We start from the raw sequence: 17,477 nt of genomic DNA on the forward strand, positions 1-17,477 counted from the left end.
TTTTAGCCTCCGATCTGTTTTTGGTTTGAATCGGCTTCATTTCCGTATGAAATGAAAGAGGTTAAGTTTTCCATTTTGATCTTCATTTCCTCGTCTGTTGCGGAGTAAAAGAGAATGTCGTGAAGGTGGTCTTCAAAATTGCCGACCTCGATTTTTGTTAAAATATCATCCAAGTCTCCGACGACTTTTTCGAACAAATGGATCTTTTCATAGAGAAGCTTTAAAATATGCTCTTCTACGGTATGCTTTGTTGCCATGTTGTAAATGTAAACATCGCGTTCCTGGCCGAGCCGGTGAATCCGGCCGATCCTTTGCTCGAGACGCATCGGGTTCCACGGAAGGTCATAGTTGATGATTTTATTGCAAAATTGAAGGTTGATCCCTTCGCCGCCTGCTTCAGTCGCGATCAGAACTTGAACTTTGCCCCTGAACAAATCTTTCATCCAGTCTTTCTTTCCTCTTTTAAATCCGCCTCTGAACGGTACAGAACTGATGCCGTTCTGCTGGAGGAACCATTGCAGATAAATCTGCGTCGCCCTGTATTCAGTAAAGATGATGACTTTGTCATCGAGTTCTTGAATGAGTTCAACAACTTTCAGCGCTTTTGAATTTTGCGCGACCTCGTTGACCTTTTCGATCAAATGGTGGATGACAGGTTCAGAGATCACCGGCGCTTCGCGATCCTTTCGGTCAAGCATGTTTTTCAGCGTCATATAGACAGCTTCTCTGCTTGAACAGCATTCGCGCTCCAATGTCATGATTGAGAACATGCTTGATGAATGCTGATGACTTGTCTTCAGCTTTTTAATCTCGTCATACAAAGCCTGTTCTGTAGGAGAAAAGGAAATGGGCACGGTTTCGACATGGCGCTTCGTCCAGGTAATGCCGGTATCATGCCGTCTGTTTCTGATCATGACTTTATTGATAAGGGATTTCAAGCGTTCATGCGCTTCAGCTGAATTGATCTGTTTTGTATAATCTTTGTTGAAGTTGCTTTCATTTCCCAAGTGTCCGGGTTTTAGCAGGGAAACGAGATTAAATATTTCGTCGATCTTGTTTTGGATTGGCGTCGCCGTCAGCATCAGGCAATATTTTTTCTTTAAGCTGCGGACAAACTCGTAATTTTTTGTTTTATTGTTTTTCAGTTTATGAGCTTCATCAATAATCACCACATCATACTGGATCGACAAAACTGTCTCCCTGTGCGGCGACCGCTTTGCCGTGTCAAGGGAGGAGACGACAACATCGCACTGCTCCCAGACATAGCTTTTTTTCTGTTCCACGGCCGGAATTAAAAATTTTTCCCGAAGTTCCTTCACCCATTGCGAGACGAGCGAGGCGGGGACGAGGATTAAGATTTTCTTGGCCAGCCCGCGAATCATGTATTCTTTTAATATCAGCCCAGCCTCGACCGTTTTGCCGAGGCCCACTTCATCCGCCAAGATGGCTTTTCCGTTCATCTGCTCGACTACCTTCCGGGCGACTTCAAGCTGATGGGGAAGCGGGGTGAAGCCTGGGAGGTGATAAGGGGCCTGCAAGCCTTCAAACGTCGGAATCGCAAGCCTTTTCTGCACTTCACAGGAAAGCTTGTAAAGCTCCCAATTCGCCCACGGTCCGTCTTCATCAAGGTGCTTTTTGAACTGTTCCGGCCACTCGTTGTCGAAATGAATGTCTGGTCTCATCACTAATGCCGCCTTTCTCTTCTGAGGTTCAAATGTTCTTTTTTAAAAGAAAATCTTGCGTGAAAAAAACGGATTTTGCTAACAAATAAACAAAACACGAACATTCTTATTTTGAAATAATAAATTGTTAATGATTTTTCCTGTTGCCCAATTGTTGTGATGATGGTAGGATATTTGTAGATCATCAGTAAAAAAATCATAAGCTTTATATAGTATGTCCATGAAAAGAAATGAATATGAGCGAATGACAGCAAGGGGAGAGACCGGTAGCGGGAAACCTAAAAGCGGCGCCGAAGGAGCAAGCTGGGGAAACAGTGAATCTCTCAGGCAAAAGAACTCTTGCTTGACGCAACTCTGGAGAGAGTTTGTATCATATGATGTTTTAGCAAACCACCAAAGGGGACATCTTTGCTTTTGATGCAAAGTAAACTTTCAGGTGCCAGGACAGAGAGCCTCAGAACTGACAAAGGGGCTTCTCTGTCCTTTTTTGTGCCGTCCAAAGCGGCGGAACCATCCGGATGGCGTTGGAATCTTTCTTGTTTTCTGATGATTGGCAAACTTGTTTTTAGTTTGAAAAGCGAAGGGGGAAGCAGAATGCTTAAACGAACGCCTTTATTTGACCTTTATAAGGAATATGGCGGAAAAACGATTGATTTTGGCGGCTGGGAACTGCCTGTTCAATTTTCTTCAATTAAAGAGGAGCATGAAGCCGTCAGGACGAAAGCGGGGCTTTTTGACGTCTCACACATGGGGGAGGTCGAAATCACAGGAACAGACAGCCTTCCGTTTTTGCAAAAACTGTTGACAAACGATGTTTCGACGCTGAAAGAAGGCGGTGCCCAGTATACGGCCATGTGCTATGAAGACGGCGGAACGATCGACGATCTCCTCGTCTATAAAAAAGCGGCCAATGTCTACATGCTCGTCATTAACGCAGCCAATATCGACAAAGACGTCGAGTGGATGAACAAGCACCAAGAAGGAGACGTTTCGGTTCGAAACGTGTCTGACGAGGTTGCGCTGCTTGCCCTTCAAGGACCGAAGGCCGAAGCGATTTTAAAACAGGTCGCAGATAGCGATCTTGCCGGGTTAAAGCCGTTTACGTTCAGGGATGATGCGGCGATCGGCAGCGTGCAGGCGCTTGTGTCCAGAACGGGATACACGGGAGAGGACGGCTTTGAGATTTACTGCCGGAGTGAAGATGCATCCTACATTTGGAAGCTGCTCCTTGAAACGGGCAAGGATTCGGGATTGGTGCCGTGCGGCCTCGGGGCGAGGGATACGCTGAGGTTTGAAGCGAAGCTGCCGCTGTACGGACAGGAGCTCTCAAAAGACATTACACCGATCGAAGCCGGCATCGGATTCGCCGTCAAAACAAACAAAGCCTGGGATTTCTTCGGAAAAGCCGTCCTGGCAAGCCAAAAGGAACATGGAGCGGACAGAAAGCTCGTCGGCCTCGAAATGATCGATAAAGGCATTCCAAGGCACGGATACGCCGTCTATTATCAAGGCGAACAAGCAGGCGAGGTGACAACCGGCACACAGTCGCCGACCTTAAAGAAAAACGTCGGCCTCGCATTGCTGAAAAAAGAAGCCTGCGCCCTCGACACCGTCGTTGAAGTGGAAATCAGAAATAAGCGTTTGAAAGCGAAAATCGTGAAAACCCCATTTTACAAACGGCAGCCGTAAGTTTGCCAAGGCCGTGAAAGGAGACTGAAGATGAAGCACCGTTACCTGCCAGCTACAGATCAGGATAAAAAGGAGATGCTTGAGGCAATTGGAGTCGAGAAGATCGACGAGCTATTTTCCGATATACCCGAAAGCGTCAGATTTAAAGGGGAATACCAGATTAAAAAGGCGAAGTCCGAGACTGAACTCACAAAAGAGCTGACGAAACTCGCGGCTAAAAATAAAGATACAGTGACGTACGCCTCTTTTTTGGGAGCGGGCGTATACGATCATTACCAGCCCGTCATCGTGGACCACGTGATTTCGCGGTCGGAATTTTACACGGCTTATACACCGTATCAGCCTGAAATTTCTCAAGGGGAGCTCCAGGCGATCTTTGAATTTCAAACGATGATTTGCGAGCTGACGGGCATGGATATCAGCAACTCGTCGATGTATGACGGGGGAACGGCATTAGCCGAAGCGGCAATGCTTGCTTCAGGACATACAAAAAAGAAAAAAATCGTCGTTTCGGAAACCGTCCATCCCGAATCGCGCGAGGTTTTAGTAACGTATGCGAAAGGACAGTACATCGACGTGGTAGAAGTCCCTGCCAAAAACGGAACAACAGATCTTGCGGCTCTTGATGAAGCCGTCTGCGAAGATACAGCAGCAGTGATCGTCCAATACCCTAACTTTTTCGGGCGAATCGAGCCGCTGAAAGACATTGAACCGATCGCCCATAAAGGGAAAAGCATGTTCATCGTTTCCGCCAATCCGCTGGCTCTCGGGCTTTTAACACCGCCCGGGGCATTGGGAGCTGACATCGTTGTCGGGGATGCCCAGCCGTTCGGAATACCGGCCGCTTTCGGCGGTCCGCACTGCGGATTCTTTGCCGTCACCAAAAAATTGATGAGAAAAGTGCCTGGCCGTCTCGTCGGTCAGACGGAAGATGAAAACGGGAAAAGGGGATTCGTTCTCACTTTGCAGGCACGCGAGCAGCATATCAGACGGGATAAAGCAACATCAAATATATGCTCCAATCAGGCGCTCAATGCACTTGCCGCATCAGTCGCCATGACGGCGCTCGGCAAAAAAGGCGTCAAGGAAATCGCATGGCAGAACCTGCAAAAAGCGGCTTATGCAAAAGAAGCAGCTAAACGGGCCGGTCTTGAAGTCGTGTTTGACGGGCCGATGTTCAACGAGTTTGTCGTCAGGCTCAATGAACCTGTCGAAAAAGCGAATGAACGCCTGCTTGAGAAAAATATGATCGGAGGCTACGATCTCGGCGCTTCATATCCGGATTTAAAACAGCACATGCTGATTGCCGTGACAGAGCTCAGAACAAGAGAGGAAATAGATACACTCATGAATGAATTGGGGGATCGCCATGAATAAACAGGATCAATCGCTTATTTTTGAAGTATCAAAAGAAGGGCGGGTCGGCTACAGCCTTCCTGAGCTTGACATCCCTGAAACAGATGTGACAGATGTCCTTGATGAAGCGTATCTCAGAGACGAACCGGCAGATCTCCCCGAAGTGTCTGAGCTTGATATTATGCGCCATTATACAGCTTTATCAAGGCGCAACCACGGAGTGGATTCGGGCTTTTATCCGCTCGGTTCATGCACGATGAAGTACAATCCGAAGATTAACGAAAAAATCGCGAGAATCCCGGGTTTTTCTGCGATCCATCCGCTCCAGGATGAACGGACCGTGCAGGGAGCGCTGGAACTCTTGTACGACTTGAGCGAGCATTTGGAAGAGATCACGGGGATGGATGAAGTCACCCTTCAGCCGGCTGCAGGTGCGCACGGCGAGTGGACCGGGCTGATGATGATCCGCGCGTTCCATGAGGCAAACGGCGATCATAAAAGGACGAAGGTCATTGTTCCTGATTCGGCCCACGGCACAAATCCGGCGTCTGCGACTGTTGCCGGATTTGAAACGGTCACCGTCAAATCGAATGACGACGGCCTTGTTGATCTCGAAGATTTAAAGCGTGTCGTAGATGAAGAAACAGCCGCGTTAATGCTGACCAATCCAAACACGCTCGGCCTTTTTGAAGAAAATATTTTAGAAATGGCTGAAATCGTCCATAAAGCCGGAGGAAAGCTGTACTATGACGGAGCGAATCTAAACGCCGTACTCAGCAAAGCAAGGCCGGGTGACATGGGATTTGACGTCGTCCATTTGAACCTTCACAAAACCTTTACAGGACCGCACGGAGGCGGAGGACCTGGATCAGGCCCTGTCGGCGTCAAGAAGGAATTGATTCCGTATTTGCCGAAGCCGGTGCTGGTGAAAAGAGACGGCCGCTATACCTTTGACCATGACCGTCCGCATTCGATCGGCAGGGTGAAACCTTACTACGGAAACTTCGGGATCAATGTGAGAGCTTATACGTACATTCGTTCAATGGGGCCGGACGGGCTCAAAGAAGTAACGGAAAACGCCGTTTTAAATGCCAATTATATGATGAGAAAGCTTGCTCCATACTACGATCTGCCGTTTGACCGGCACTGTAAGCACGAATTTGTGCTGTCGGGAAGGCGCCAAAAAAAGCTGGGAGTCAGGACGCTTGACATCGCAAAGCGGCTTTTGGACTTCGGCTTCCATCCGCCAACCATCTATTTCCCGCTCAATGTCGAGGAATGCATCATGATTGAACCGACAGAAACAGAGTCGAAAGAAACGCTCGATGCGTTTATCGATACGATGATCCAGATCGCAAAAGAAGCGGAGGAAACGCCTGAAGTCGTTCAGGAAGCACCGCATTCAACCGTTGTAAAACGCATGGATGAAACAAAAGCCGCGCGGAAGCCCGTGCTGCGTTATGAAAAATGATGAGAAGCCGGCGGATCGATGTCGCCGGTTTTTTTATTGTGAAACATAACATCTTTATGTAAGCGATTAACTAATTGAATGAGAAGGATTTCTCCCGTATTAAATAGTAAATTCATCAAATTTAAAATTGAAAATAAAAATTACATTGCAAAACGTGATAGTTTCAATGTTTTATTGAAAGATAATGGTTTAATTTACCTTGAAAGAAGAGGATTATGGAGCATTTAGAAGGATTCACAAGGGTAGAGAGTGATAACGATGAATATGAAGGTATGATACAAAATGACAGCGAATATGCCGTTTGTCTCATATGTTACATAAATGTTACGGTATATTAGATTGCTTCATACGGGAGGAGAAATATGAATTCAGACGAAAATCCAATCAAGATAAAAGTAGAAAAAGTGTCCAAAGTTTTTGGGAAAAATGCAAAGAAAGCAACGCAGCTGCTTGCCGATGGCAAAACCAAAAAAGAAATTCTGAAAGAAACCGGGGCGACCGTCGGGGTGAACCAAGCGGATTTTAGCGTGTATGAAGGTGAGATATTTGTCATCATGGGTCTATCAGGGAGCGGTAAATCAACCTTGGTGCGGCTTTTAAACCGGCTGATTGAACCGACTGCAGGACATGTGTACATAGATGGTGACATGATAACAAATATGTCCAAAGACCAGCTTCGGGAAATACGCCGGAAAAAAATCAGCATGGTCTTTCAAAAGTTCGCTCTGTTTCCGCACAAAACGATTCTTGAAAACACAGAGTACGGATTGGAACTGCAAAAAGTCGATAAAAGTAAACGCCGGATAAGAGCTATGGAATCATTAAAGCTTGTCGGTCTTGAAGGATATGAACAGCAATATCCGGATCAGCTGAGCGGCGGAATGCAGCAGCGCGTCGGGCTTGCCCGCGCATTGACGAATGATCCGGACATTCTGCTGATGGACGAAGCGTTCAGCGCGCTTGACCCGCTGATTCGCAAGGATATGCAGGATGAACTCCTCGATTTGCATGAATCAGTAGGCAAAACGATTATTTTCATCACTCATGATCTTGATGAAGCGCTGAGAATCGGCGATCGAATCGCATTGATGAAAGACGGAAACATCGTTCAAATCGGTACGCCGGAAGAGATCTTAATGAACCCGTCAAACGAATATGTTGAAAAATTCGTTGAAGATGTCGACTTGTCTAAAGTGCTGACAGCCGGCCATATTATGAAACGCGCTGAAACCGTACGCGCAGACAAAGGGCCGCGCGTCGCTCTGACGCTGATGAAAAACCTGGGGATTTCCTCGATTTATGCCGTTGACAAACACAATAGGCTCCTCGGCTCCGTTGATGCTGAAACAGCTAAAAAAGCAGCCGAAAAAAGCCAGACGCTGGAGAGCGTCATCTCAAGAGACATTACAACCGTGGAAGAGAATGCGGTCCTGACGGATATTTTTGAATTGGTCTCTGATGCCAGCATCCCGATTGCTGTCGTCGATGAAAAACAGCGGATGAAAGGGATCATCGTCAAAGGCGCGTTAATCGGAGCGCTTGCCGGAAATGACCGGTATATTAATGCACATTCAGATCATGAACCAGCTCATGAAACTGTTGTTCAGGAGGTGAGATAATGTTTACTTTATCATCGCTTCCCCGCATTCCTTTAGCCGATTGGATCGATCAGTTTGTTGACTGGCTGACGGTGTCGTTCGGCGGGGTATTTAACGGAATTGCCAGCGGAGTGGAATCGTTTGTTGATGCGATTGTCCAAGGCCTGGGTATTGTTCCGCCGGTTATTTTAACCGTTATCTTTGCCGCGCTCGTCTGGCTGATCAGCAAAAGAGGCATTGCGCTGTTTACTTTAATCGGATTTTTAATCATTGATTATTTAGGATATTGGGACGCCATGCTCCAGACATTGGCGCTTGTCGTCACATCCGTTCTGATTTCTGTCATTATCGGCATTCCGGTCGGAATCTGGGGCTCACAAAAGAAAACGGTTCGGAGAATCGTTACGCCCATCCTTGACTTAATGCAGACGATGCCGGCATTCGTTTATTTGCTTCCGGCCATCTTCTTTTTCAATATCGGGGTTGTGCCGGGTGTTGTCGCTTCCGTTATCTTTGCGATGCCTCCGACAATCCGGATGACGATCTTAGGAATACAGCAGGTGCCGGAAGATCTGATTGAAGCTACAGAAGCATTTGGTTCAACGACAAGCCAGCGGCTCTTTAAAGTGCAGCTGCCGCTCGCGACAAAAACCATTCTGGCCGGTATCAATCAAAGCATCATGCTTGCGTTGTCAATGGTCGTTATTGCATCCATGGTAGGTGCACCTGGACTTGGAGAAGAAGTTTACCGGGCTGTTACACAGCTGCAAACGGGTACCGGTGTAGAAACCGGGCTTGCGATTGTTATTATTGCGATCGTACTTGACCGGGTTACACAAAATATAAAATTGAAAAAAAGCAGGGGGAATGCATAATGTGGAATAAGATAGCGGGAATCGGCACTGCGGCAGTACTGACATTGGGTCTGGCTGCCTGCGGAAGCAGCAATAATGATAAAAACGCGTCAGTTGGCGATCAAGTCGGTTATAAAATTACCGGCATTGATCCTGGAGCGGGCATTATGAATGCAACGGACCAGGCGCTTAAGGATTACGATCTCAGCAAGTGGACTGTAACATCAGGCTCAAGCTCAGCGATGACAGCCGCATTGAAAAAAGCTTACGATAAAAAAGATCCGATCATCATTACGGGCTGGACACCGCATTGGATGTTTGCAAAATACGATCTCAAATACTTGAAAGATCCAAAAGGTTCTTACGGCGATGCCGAAGAAATCCATACTGTTACGCGCAAAGGATTCAAGGACGACCATCCGGGCGCACACAAGCTGCTCAGCCAATTCAGCTGGACAGAGGATGATATGGGAGAAGTCATGCTTGCCGTTCAGGAAGGCAAAAAAGCGGAGGAAGCTGCAGCAGATTTCGTAAAAAAACATCAAGACCTTGTTAAGAAATGGACAAAAGGCGTCGATAAAGCGGACGGCGAAAAAATTAAGCTCGGCTATGTAGCATGGGACAGTGAAATTGCGAGCACGAATGTCATCGCAAAAGTTCTTGAAGACTTAGGTTACAACGTGACGCTCAGCCAAGTAGAAGCAGGCCCGATGTGGACTGGAATTGCAAATGGAAGCGTCGATGCTTCACTTGCTGCATGGCTGCCGCAAACACATAAAACATATGCTGAAAAATATAAAGGCAAATACGAAGATATCGGTACAAGCATGACAGGCGTAAAAATTGGCCTTGTCGTTCCGACATACATGAAAGATGTCAATTCAATCGAAGACTTGAAAAAATAACGAACAAAGCCGGCGAAACCATTTCGCCGGCTTATTTTTATCTGAAACGTCAACCGCCCCCGCCTGTTTTGATTGACTGCCGGATATGCTAAAAAAACATCCTAAAACGTGAAGACGCTTTAGGATGTTGGCTGCAACTGGAGACAGCTGCGGTTATTAATTTTTCGTTTTAATTTTCCCGCCCCATTTTTTGAACCCGCCTTTCAGGTTGTAAATCTCCTTACAGCCGTGTTTGCGGAGCGTTTGGGCGGCTCTTCCGCTCCTGACGTTGTTTTGGCAGTACAGGTAAACCGGTTTGTCAGGACGGATTTCGCTTTTTCTTTGCTTAAGCTGTGAAAGCGGAATGTTTCTCGCGCCCAAAATGTGGCCGCCTTCATACTCGTTCGGCTCGCGCACATCGATGAGCTGCGCTTTGCGATAGCCGGCCCGGAATTCTTCTTCTGTCAAGGTTTTCATAATGCGCTGCTGATAGATGTATGAAACGACCGCGTAGATGATGAGCGCGGCGCAAATCAAGAGAATGATAATGCTGCTGGTAGACAATCTGATCCGACTCCTTTTTGAATTCATCCCGTCTGTTAAGCGGGAGATTTTTAACGATATGTTAAGACAAATACTATTATAGTAAAGCCTCAGAAATCTGTCATCTGATTCGCCGAATTTATTTTCAATTTTAAGAGGGAATGGTAGACTTATTTTATACCAAAGAAAAAGAGGGTAGGTTATGGAAAAAGAAATATGGCGTTTTATCGATTCGGGACGACAGGATCCCGCTTTTAATATGGCGCTTGACGAGGCGCTCCTTTATTGGCACAGCGAAAATAAGATTCCGCCGACCATCCGCTTTTACGGCTGGAATCCGCCGACGCTTTCAGTCGGCTATTTCCAAAATATCGAAAAAGAAATCAATCTGGATGCCGTCAAAAAACACGGTTTAGGCTTTGTGAGAAGGCCGACCGGCGGAAGAGGCGTGCTCCATGATCAAGAGCTGACCTACAGTGTTATTGTGTCTGAAGAACACCCGGAAATGCCGAAGACGGTGACGGAAGCGTACCGGGTCATCTCAGAAGGTATTCTTGAAGGCTTCAGAGAGCTGGGACTTGATGCGTATTTCGCCATCCCAAGAACAGAAAAAGAGAAACAGAGCCTGAAAAACCCGAGATCTTCCGTTTGTTTTGACGCGCCGTCGTGGTACGAGCTCGTTGTCGAAGGCAGAAAGGTGGCCGGAAGCGCCCAGACGAGGCAGAAAGGAGTCATTCTCCAGCACGGTTCGATCCTTCTTGATCTGGATGAGGACAAGCTCTTTGATTTGTTTATTTACAAAAATGACCGCCTCAGAGAGCGTATGCAGAGAAACTTCAAACAAAAAGCGGTCGCCATCAATGAGCTGGCAAAAGAAAAAGTCACGATTGAAGAAGCGAGCGAAGCTTTTAAAAAAGGGTTCGAAAAAGGGCTTAACATTCATTTGGAGCCTTATGAACTGACAGAAGAGGAAACGGCATTTGTCGCCGATCTCGCCATGACGAAGTATGCGGCAGATGAATGGAATTATAGAAGGTAATCGGGTGAAAACGTTATCCCGTTGCTTGTTTTTTACATGCACATAGTGTAAACTTGTTATGATTTGAATAGGTGTGATTTGGAGGGATTTGATGACAACACCGAGTATGGAAGATTACATAGAACAAATTTATATGCTGATTGAAGAAAAAGGATATGCAAGGGTCTCAGATATAGCCGAAGCTCTGGCCGTCCATCCCTCCTCGGTTACAAAAATGGTTCAAAAACTCGATAAAGACGAATATTTGATTTATGAAAAGTATCGCGGCCTCGTGCTGACGCCTAAAGGGAAGAAAATAGGCAAGCGTTTAGTATACAGACATGAATTATTGGAGCAGTTTTTACGAATCATTGGTGTTGACGAAGAGAAAATTTATGATGATGTGGAAGGAATCGAGCATCATTTAAGCTGGAACAGCATTGATCGTGTCGGAGATCTCGTGCAGTATTTTGAAGACGACAGCAAAAGAATCGACGATTTGAGAAGCGTCCAAAAAAGAAACGAACAGGAAAATCAATAAAAGCCGCCGGGTATCGGCGGCTTTTCTCTTTCAGTGTCAGTTTTTCCGTCTGCCGCTTTGTCTCATGGTCTTTTTTTTCGGGCCGTTTCTTAAAATGGTGTAAAGCCATCTTTTAAGGGAGGGAGATCGCGATGTACATCGACGGGGTTTTTTCAGGCGGCGGCATGAAAGGGATTGCACTCGTGGGAGCGTACGAGGCGCTTGAGAAACGGGGCTTCCGATTTAAAAGGCTGGCCGGAACGAGTGCCGGTTCGATTATTGCCTCGTTTATCGCGGCCGGCTATACAAGCGCGGAGATCCGTCAAATGATGGAAGAATTAAATGAAAGCGAGCTCCTTGACCCAAGATTTTCACTCTTGCCTTTGAAAATGCTGCAATGGGCATCGATTTATTGGCGGCTCGGTTTATATAAAGGAGATAAACTGGAAAACTGGATTTCCGAAAAGTTGAAAGCGAAGGGCATTTCAGTGTTCGGGGATCTTGAACAGGGAAAACTGAAGTTGATCGCCTCCGACTTATCGAATGGCAAGATGCTTGTGCTGCCTGACGATTTAAACAGGTACGGCTTAAATCCAAGACGTTTTTCCGTTGCCAGGGCGGTCCGGATGAGCTGCAGCATTCCTTATTTTTTTGAGCCGGTGAAGCTCAAGTCCTCCAGCGGCATCAGCGTTGTCGTAGACGGCGGAGTTCTGAGCAATTTTCCGATGTGGCTGTTTACAACAGAAAAAAAACGGCCGGTATTGGGCATCACGCTGATGCCCAATGAAAAAGAAAGGCCGAAGAAAACGATTAAAAATGCGTTCGAACTGTTCGGGGCGCTGTTTGAGACGATGAAAGAGGCACATGACGCCAGGCACATTGCCACAAAACATGAGCGGAACATCATTTTTTTACCTGTGGAGGAAGTCCTGTCGACTGAATTCGCGATGTCGGCAGAAAAAAAACTAGCTCTAATCGAGCTAGGAAAAAAACGAACAGAATTATTTTTGAAACAGTGGACGTTTTAAAAGAAAGCCCTGTTTTTCTTTTTGCTTTTTTTGCCTTCAATCACTGTCAGCTGAGTCTGGCTTTTTTTCTTCACCAATACCGGCTTCGATTTATTGATAGACGGTACGCTTCTCAGATGATTAACCTTGCCTTTTACAGAGCGTTTTTTGTGATCCTGAAAACGCTTGTTGGATTGCTTGGCTGCTTTCTTAAAAGCGGCTCCTTCACTGCCCATATCGCGATTGGAAATGCGCCTGATCACGAAATAAATGATGGCGCCGACCGCTGCAAAAACAACCAAGTATTGGAGCAGGCGGCCCGGACTTGTGACGGCGAAATAGACAAACCCAAAAATTCCAAACGCAATAATTAAAGCTGAGACAGGATGTACGCGTTGCTTCATAACTGTCCACCTCCCAAAAAATTAACCAATTCGTTGCATTACATTACGATATTAGAAGGTTCCTTCTGTTCGTCCTCTGCTTTGGTCTCCATATGAAGAAGCTCATTGAAACTTGCGATGGCCACTTCCACCTGATCGTCAGACGGCTCTTTCGTTGTTAAAAGCTGCAGCCACAAACCCGGATAGCCGAGCACCTTCAATACGGGGATGTCTCTCAGTTTGTTTGTCAGCTGCAGAACTTCAAATGAAATGCCGAGAACGACGGGTATCAGTGCGAGTCTATTCAAAATACGTACCCAGAGAGGGTCAGTAGGAACAAGCAAGTAAACAAACATGCCCACGATGACGGTGAATAGAATAAAGCTGCTTCCGCATCGGTAGTGCAGTCTTGACTGCCGCTGAACGTTTTCAACCGTGACCGGCAGATTTTGCTCGTAACAGTTTATGACCTTGTGTTCTGCTCCGTGATATTGAAAAACTCTTTTAATAAAAGGAGTGCAAGATATGGCGTAAATATAGCTTAAGAGAAGGAGCAGCTTAAAAAAGCTTTCGATCATAATCTGCGCGACGTCCGACTGAAAGACCGGACGGGTGAGCTCCGCTAAAAAAACGGGCACGAGCGTAAAAATAAACTTGCTGAACAAAAAAGACAGGACGCCGACTGCGGCGAGGCCAAAAATCATCGTCAGCTTGGACGGCTTCTCTTCTTTCAATTGATCGTCTAAAGAAGGATCGAGGTCATAGCGTTCGCTCGAAAAATTCAAGTGCTTGATGCCGTTCGCGCTTGCTTCAATAATCGCGATAATCCCTCTGAGAAAAGGAATTTTCTTTAATTTTTCAAGCGCCGGATTGGTTTTCCGAGGCAGCTTGAAAAATTCAATGCTTCCGTCTTTTCTGCGGATCGCGGTTACATAATGGCGCCTGCCGCCGAACATAACGCCTTCGACGACAGCCTGCCCTCCGTATGCGGGCTGTTTTGTTTGATTTGACATTTGCATCAACCTATCTGTATCAATCTATGAGTACATTAACCATTTCCTTACACCTATTGTACAGGAAAAACGCTGAAACCTCTAGATTGACGGGCTCAAAAATTTAAGAAAATCGAACCTCTTACAATGCCAAATCTAATTAAAGTATACCCTTTTTCATGCTTTTTACACTCGGATCTTAAAAATCCGGGAAAGCGGATGTTGGCGAGGCTGTTTTTGGACATACTGGAAATGGAGGTGATCTGGACTGTATGGGTAATGAAGACAATCAAAAACAGCCGGAAGAGCTTGAGCAAAATAAGCGTGAAGCTCCGATGACTTTCATCGGAAGGGTGATCACGACTGGCTTTGTCGGCGGAGTGCTTTGGAGTGCACTCGGTGAACTGGCGTACCTTTTTAAGTTCTCCGAAGTCAATGCAAACATGATTCTCCAGCCTTTTGTCATCGGCGATTGGAAAAACGGATTTCTCGGGACGTTTATCAGCATCCTGCTGATCGGAGTTATTTCCATTGGGGCTGCCCTGCTTTACTACGGCACTTTGAAGCAGGTCAAAGGCATGTGGGCAGGCATTGTATATGGAGCCGTTTTGTGGGCAGTCGTGTTTTACCTGTTCAATCCGATGTTCCCAGATGTTCAGACTGTGGCTGAATTAAAGAGGGAAACGGTTGTGACGACGCTTTGCATTTACCTGCTTTACGGTTTATTCGTCGGCTATTCGATTTCGTTTGAATACAATGAGCTCAATTCTGAAAAGCTGACGCGGGCCCTTGGAGAAACAAGAGAATAGTGTCTGATCAGGAAGCAATATGATAAAATGTTCACTGTAAGTGGACATTTTTTTGCGTGATGAGAAGGGGGAGGCAGAGTTGCCGCATATTTTAATATTGAACGGACCGAATTTAAACCGGCTTGGAAAACGCGAACCCGATGTATACGGTACAGACACATTAACGGATTTGGAGCAAAAACTTTTTCAATTTGCCGAAGGCATTCAGATTGAATTGACTTTTTTTCAATCAAACCACGAAGGGGACCTGATTGATGCTCTTCATGAGGCAGAGGAACAATACGATGGAATCGTCTTGAATCCGGGGGCTTTCTCCCATTACAGCTATGCCATCCGCGATGCGGTTGCTGCAATCAGCATACCGGTGATTGAGGTCCATCTTTCAAACCCTCATGCGAGGGAAGAGTTCCGGCACCGCTCGGTCATCGCTCCGGTTGCAAGAGGCCAGATCACGGGACTCGGCTTTGAAGGTTATAAGCTGGCCATCTGTTATTTTATGAACGCAAATAACAAATAGGGGGACTAGTGGACAATGAAACTAAACAAATTGAGAGAGCTTTTCGGCGGTTTGGGCATTGACGGGATTTTGGTGACGAGCAGCGTTAATCTGCGGTACATCACCGGATTTACCGGATCTTCAGGACTGGCGGTCATCTCCGGCGACAAAGCAGTCTTTATTACAGATTTCCGCTATACAGAACAGGCGAAAGATCAAATCAAAGGCTTTGACATTGTTCAGCATGCCGGCGGAATCGTTCAAAAGGCCGCCGAAGTGATCAAAGAGATGGGGATAAACAAAATCGGTTTTGAACAGGATAAAATGACATACGGAACGTATGCCGCCTACAAAGAGCAGCTTGGCGCAGCTGAACTCGTTCCTGTTTCTCAATCTGTGGAAAAGTTGCGCTTGATTAAGTCTAGTGAAGAGATTAAGATATTAAAGGAAGCTGCAAAGATTGCAGATGATGCATTCAGCCATATTCTGACGGTCATAAAGCCCGGCATCACCGAAATTGAAGTCGCCAATGAGCTCGAGTTTTACATGCGGAGCCAGGGAGCGGATCATTCGTCCTTCGATATGATCGTGGCATCAGGCGTACGCTCAAGTCTGCCGCACGGAGTGGCAAGCGGCAAAGCGATTGAGAAAGGCGACCTTGTGACATTGGACTTCGGGGCTTACTATAAAGGTTACTGCTCGGACATAACGCGTACGGTCGCGGTAGGAGAGCCGGATGATGAGCTGAAACGCATTTATCAAACCGTGTTTGAGGCGCAGGCTATCGGCATGCGCAGCATCAAGCCGGGAATCACCGGGAAACAGGCTGACGCTTATACAAGGGACTACATATCTTCACAAGGCTACGGCGAGTATTTCGGCCATTCAACAGGCCACGGCCTCGGCATGGAAGTTCATGAAAGTCCGGCGCTTTCAGCACGTTCGGACCAGATGCTTGAACAAGGCATGGTTGTAACGGTTGAACCGGGAATTTACATACCGGGCAAAGGCGGGGTCAGGATAGAAGATGATATTGTCCTGACAGAGGAAGGAAATGAATCCCTTACCCATTCCGCGAAAGAATTAATTATTTTATAATCCGTTTGATTGGAGCAATAGGAGGATAATCATGATTTCAGTAAACGATTTTCGTACAGGATTAACGATTGAAGTAGACGGAGGCATCTGGCGCGTTGTTGATTTCCAGCACGTTAAGCCGGGAAAAGGTGCGGCATTTGTCCGCTCCAAACTGAGAAATCTTCGTACAGGCGCGATTCAGGAAAAAACATTCCGCGCAGGTGAAAAAGTGGCGCGCGCCCAAATTGAAACGAAAACGATGCAGTACTTGTATGCCAACGGCGACCAGCACGTTTTTATGGATACGACATCTTACGAGCAGCTTGAGCTGAACGAGAAGCAAATCGAACACGAGCTCAAATTTCTGCTTGAAAATATGTCTGTCCACATCATGATGTATCAGACAGAGACGATCGGAATCGAACTTCCGAATACGGTCGAACTGAAAGTTGTTGAAACAGAACCGGGCATCAAAGGCGACACAGCCTCAGGCGGAACAAAACCGGCAAAAACAGAAACAGGCCTTGTTGTCAACGTGCCGTTCTTCGTAAACGAAGGAGATACGCTTGTTGTCAATACTTCTGACGGATCTTACGTATCAAGAGCATAAGAGTAACAGCGGGAAAGAGCCGGCTTCAATGAAGCCGGCTCTTTTTTTGCTGTCTGAAATCTTTTACCTCTCACAGGCCAAATAGAAAAATCGGAAGACTACTTTTTCAATGGAGAGCATAGATTGTAAAAAAAGAGGAAGTGTTACTGGAGGTTTAAGATCATGAAGCTTTTCTTTGGACAAGTCAATCCGACGGTTTTGACAATGGCGGCGTTAAGGGTGGTATCATCTTTGATCGAACTGACGGCGGCTGTTGTGATGCTTTTGACAAATGACGTCAGAAAAGCCGTGGCGGTCAACAGCGTGCTTGCGATGGTCGGGCCGCTCATCTTTATTATTACAATGACAATCGGCATCTATCAGATTGCAGGGCAGCTTTCTTACGCAAAGCTGATTTTGATCTTTATGGGAGTGGTGTTGATCATCGCGGGGATCTATAAATAGTGACACATGATAAGAGAGACCGACTTGTCATAATGTCTTCCTTT

18 protein-coding genes and 1 riboswitch are annotated in these 17,477 nt (G+C 46.5%); of the genes, 14 read left to right on the plus strand and 4 right to left on the minus strand.

Features of this window, described 5'->3' with window-relative positions:
• Positions 1-2 precede the first annotated feature (2 nt).
• Positions 3-1,682, minus strand: coding sequence for a DEAD/DEAH box helicase (locus tag QMZ64_RS00265; RefSeq protein WP_243943158.1), 1,680 nt, complete (start codon positions 1,680-1,682; stop codon positions 3-5).
• Between the two features lie 244 nt (positions 1,683-1,926).
• Positions 1,927-2,031, plus strand: a riboswitch (glycine riboswitch).
• 245 nt (positions 2,032-2,276) lie between these two features.
• Between QMZ64_RS00265 and gcvT the strand changes: the two genes are divergently transcribed.
• From gcvT to QMZ64_RS00295, 6 genes are all read left to right on the plus strand, one after another.
• The gene (gene gcvT, locus QMZ64_RS00270; RefSeq protein WP_301441065.1) at positions 2,277-3,371 is read left to right on the plus strand and encodes a glycine cleavage system aminomethyltransferase GcvT; all 1,095 of its coding nucleotides are present in this window, start codon (positions 2,277-2,279) and stop codon (positions 3,369-3,371) included.
• 30 nt (positions 3,372-3,401) lie between these two features.
• The gene (gene gcvPA, locus QMZ64_RS00275; protein WP_243943161.1) at positions 3,402-4,748 is read left to right on the plus strand and encodes an aminomethyl-transferring glycine dehydrogenase subunit GcvPA; all 1,347 of its coding nucleotides are present in this window, start codon (positions 3,402-3,404) and stop codon (positions 4,746-4,748) included.
• Positions 4,741-6,198 carry an aminomethyl-transferring glycine dehydrogenase subunit GcvPB gene (gene gcvPB / locus QMZ64_RS00280; RefSeq protein ID WP_301441066.1) on the plus strand — a complete coding sequence of 486 codons (1,458 nt, stop codon included), beginning with the start codon at positions 4,741-4,743 and terminating at the stop codon, positions 6,196-6,198. Before gcvPA ends, gcvPB begins: the two co-directional genes overlap by 8 nt.
• 362 nt (positions 6,199-6,560) lie before the next feature.
• Entirely contained in the window at positions 6,561-7,817 is a 1,257-nt protein-coding gene (gene opuAA, locus QMZ64_RS00285; RefSeq protein WP_165427548.1) for a glycine/proline betaine ABC transporter ATP-binding protein OpuAA, read from the plus strand.
• The gene (opuAB, locus tag QMZ64_RS00290; RefSeq protein WP_165427547.1) at positions 7,817-8,671 is read left to right on the plus strand and encodes a glycine/proline betaine ABC transporter permease subunit OpuAB; all 855 of its coding nucleotides are present in this window, start codon (positions 7,817-7,819) and stop codon (positions 8,669-8,671) included. Before opuAA ends, opuAB begins: the two co-directional genes overlap by 1 nt.
• Positions 8,671-9,555, plus strand: coding sequence for a glycine betaine ABC transporter substrate-binding protein (locus QMZ64_RS00295; RefSeq protein WP_301441067.1), 885 nt, complete (start codon positions 8,671-8,673; stop codon positions 9,553-9,555). Before opuAB ends, QMZ64_RS00295 begins: the two co-directional genes overlap by 1 nt.
• Before the next feature lie 156 nt (positions 9,556-9,711).
• Here QMZ64_RS00295 and QMZ64_RS00300 read toward each other — a convergent pair whose 3' ends face one another.
• Complete coding sequence (locus QMZ64_RS00300) at positions 9,712-10,098, minus strand: rhodanese-like domain-containing protein (RefSeq protein WP_020452156.1); 387 nt, start codon at positions 10,096-10,098, stop codon at positions 9,712-9,714.
• 181 nt (positions 10,099-10,279) lie between these two features.
• Between QMZ64_RS00300 and QMZ64_RS00305 the strand changes: the two genes are divergently transcribed.
• The 3 genes from QMZ64_RS00305 (at position 10,280) to QMZ64_RS00315 (ending at position 12,643) form a co-directional block, all read left to right on the plus strand.
• Complete coding sequence (locus QMZ64_RS00305) at positions 10,280-11,116, plus strand: lipoate--protein ligase family protein (protein WP_265626350.1); 837 nt, start codon at positions 10,280-10,282, stop codon at positions 11,114-11,116.
• Positions 11,117-11,207: 91 nt separating this feature from the next.
• Complete coding sequence (mntR, locus tag QMZ64_RS00310; RefSeq protein WP_020452154.1) at positions 11,208-11,636, plus strand: transcriptional regulator MntR; 429 nt, start codon at positions 11,208-11,210, stop codon at positions 11,634-11,636.
• Positions 11,637-11,767: 131 nt separating this feature from the next.
• Positions 11,768-12,643: a patatin-like phospholipase family protein gene (locus QMZ64_RS00315; RefSeq protein WP_020452153.1), complete on the plus strand. Its 876-nt coding sequence runs from the start codon at positions 11,768-11,770 to the stop codon at positions 12,641-12,643.
• Here QMZ64_RS00315 and QMZ64_RS00320 read toward each other — a convergent pair.
• A complete protein-coding gene (locus QMZ64_RS00320) occupies positions 12,640-13,026 on the minus strand; it encodes an SA1362 family protein (protein WP_265626353.1) in 387 nt (128 codons plus the stop codon). The two genes, QMZ64_RS00315 and QMZ64_RS00320, sit on opposite strands and share 4 nt — an antisense overlap.
• A 38-nt stretch (positions 13,027-13,064) precedes the next feature.
• Positions 13,065-14,018, minus strand: a complete 954-nt coding sequence (locus QMZ64_RS00325; RefSeq protein WP_301441068.1) for a DUF1385 domain-containing protein — start codon at positions 14,016-14,018, stop codon at positions 13,065-13,067.
• 251 nt (positions 14,019-14,269) lie between these two features.
• Between QMZ64_RS00325 and QMZ64_RS00330 the strand changes: the two genes are divergently transcribed.
• From QMZ64_RS00330 to QMZ64_RS00350, 5 genes are all read left to right on the plus strand, one after another.
• The gene (locus tag QMZ64_RS00330) at positions 14,270-14,806 is read left to right on the plus strand and encodes a YqhR family membrane protein (RefSeq protein ID WP_165427543.1); all 537 of its coding nucleotides are present in this window, start codon (positions 14,270-14,272) and stop codon (positions 14,804-14,806) included.
• Between the two features lie 79 nt (positions 14,807-14,885).
• Complete coding sequence (aroQ, locus tag QMZ64_RS00335; protein ID WP_020452149.1) at positions 14,886-15,323, plus strand: type II 3-dehydroquinate dehydratase; 438 nt, start codon at positions 14,886-14,888, stop codon at positions 15,321-15,323.
• Between the two features lie 15 nt (positions 15,324-15,338).
• The gene (locus QMZ64_RS00340) at positions 15,339-16,400 is read left to right on the plus strand and encodes a M24 family metallopeptidase (RefSeq protein WP_301441069.1); all 1,062 of its coding nucleotides are present in this window, start codon (positions 15,339-15,341) and stop codon (positions 16,398-16,400) included.
• A 31-nt stretch (positions 16,401-16,431) separates the two neighbouring features.
• Entirely contained in the window at positions 16,432-16,989 is a 558-nt protein-coding gene (efp, locus tag QMZ64_RS00345) for an elongation factor P (RefSeq protein WP_020452147.1), read from the plus strand.
• 162 nt (positions 16,990-17,151) lie between these two features.
• Positions 17,152-17,433 carry a YqhV family protein gene (locus QMZ64_RS00350; RefSeq protein WP_003183412.1) on the plus strand — a complete coding sequence of 94 codons (282 nt, stop codon included), beginning with the start codon at positions 17,152-17,154 and terminating at the stop codon, positions 17,431-17,433.
• The last annotated feature ends 44 nt before the right edge of the window (positions 17,434-17,477 follow it).

The sequence above is a fragment of the Bacillus sp. LB7 genome (genome assembly GCF_030449715.1).
Taxonomy (GTDB): Bacteria; Bacillota; Bacilli; order Bacillales; family Bacillaceae; genus Bacillus; species Bacillus paralicheniformis.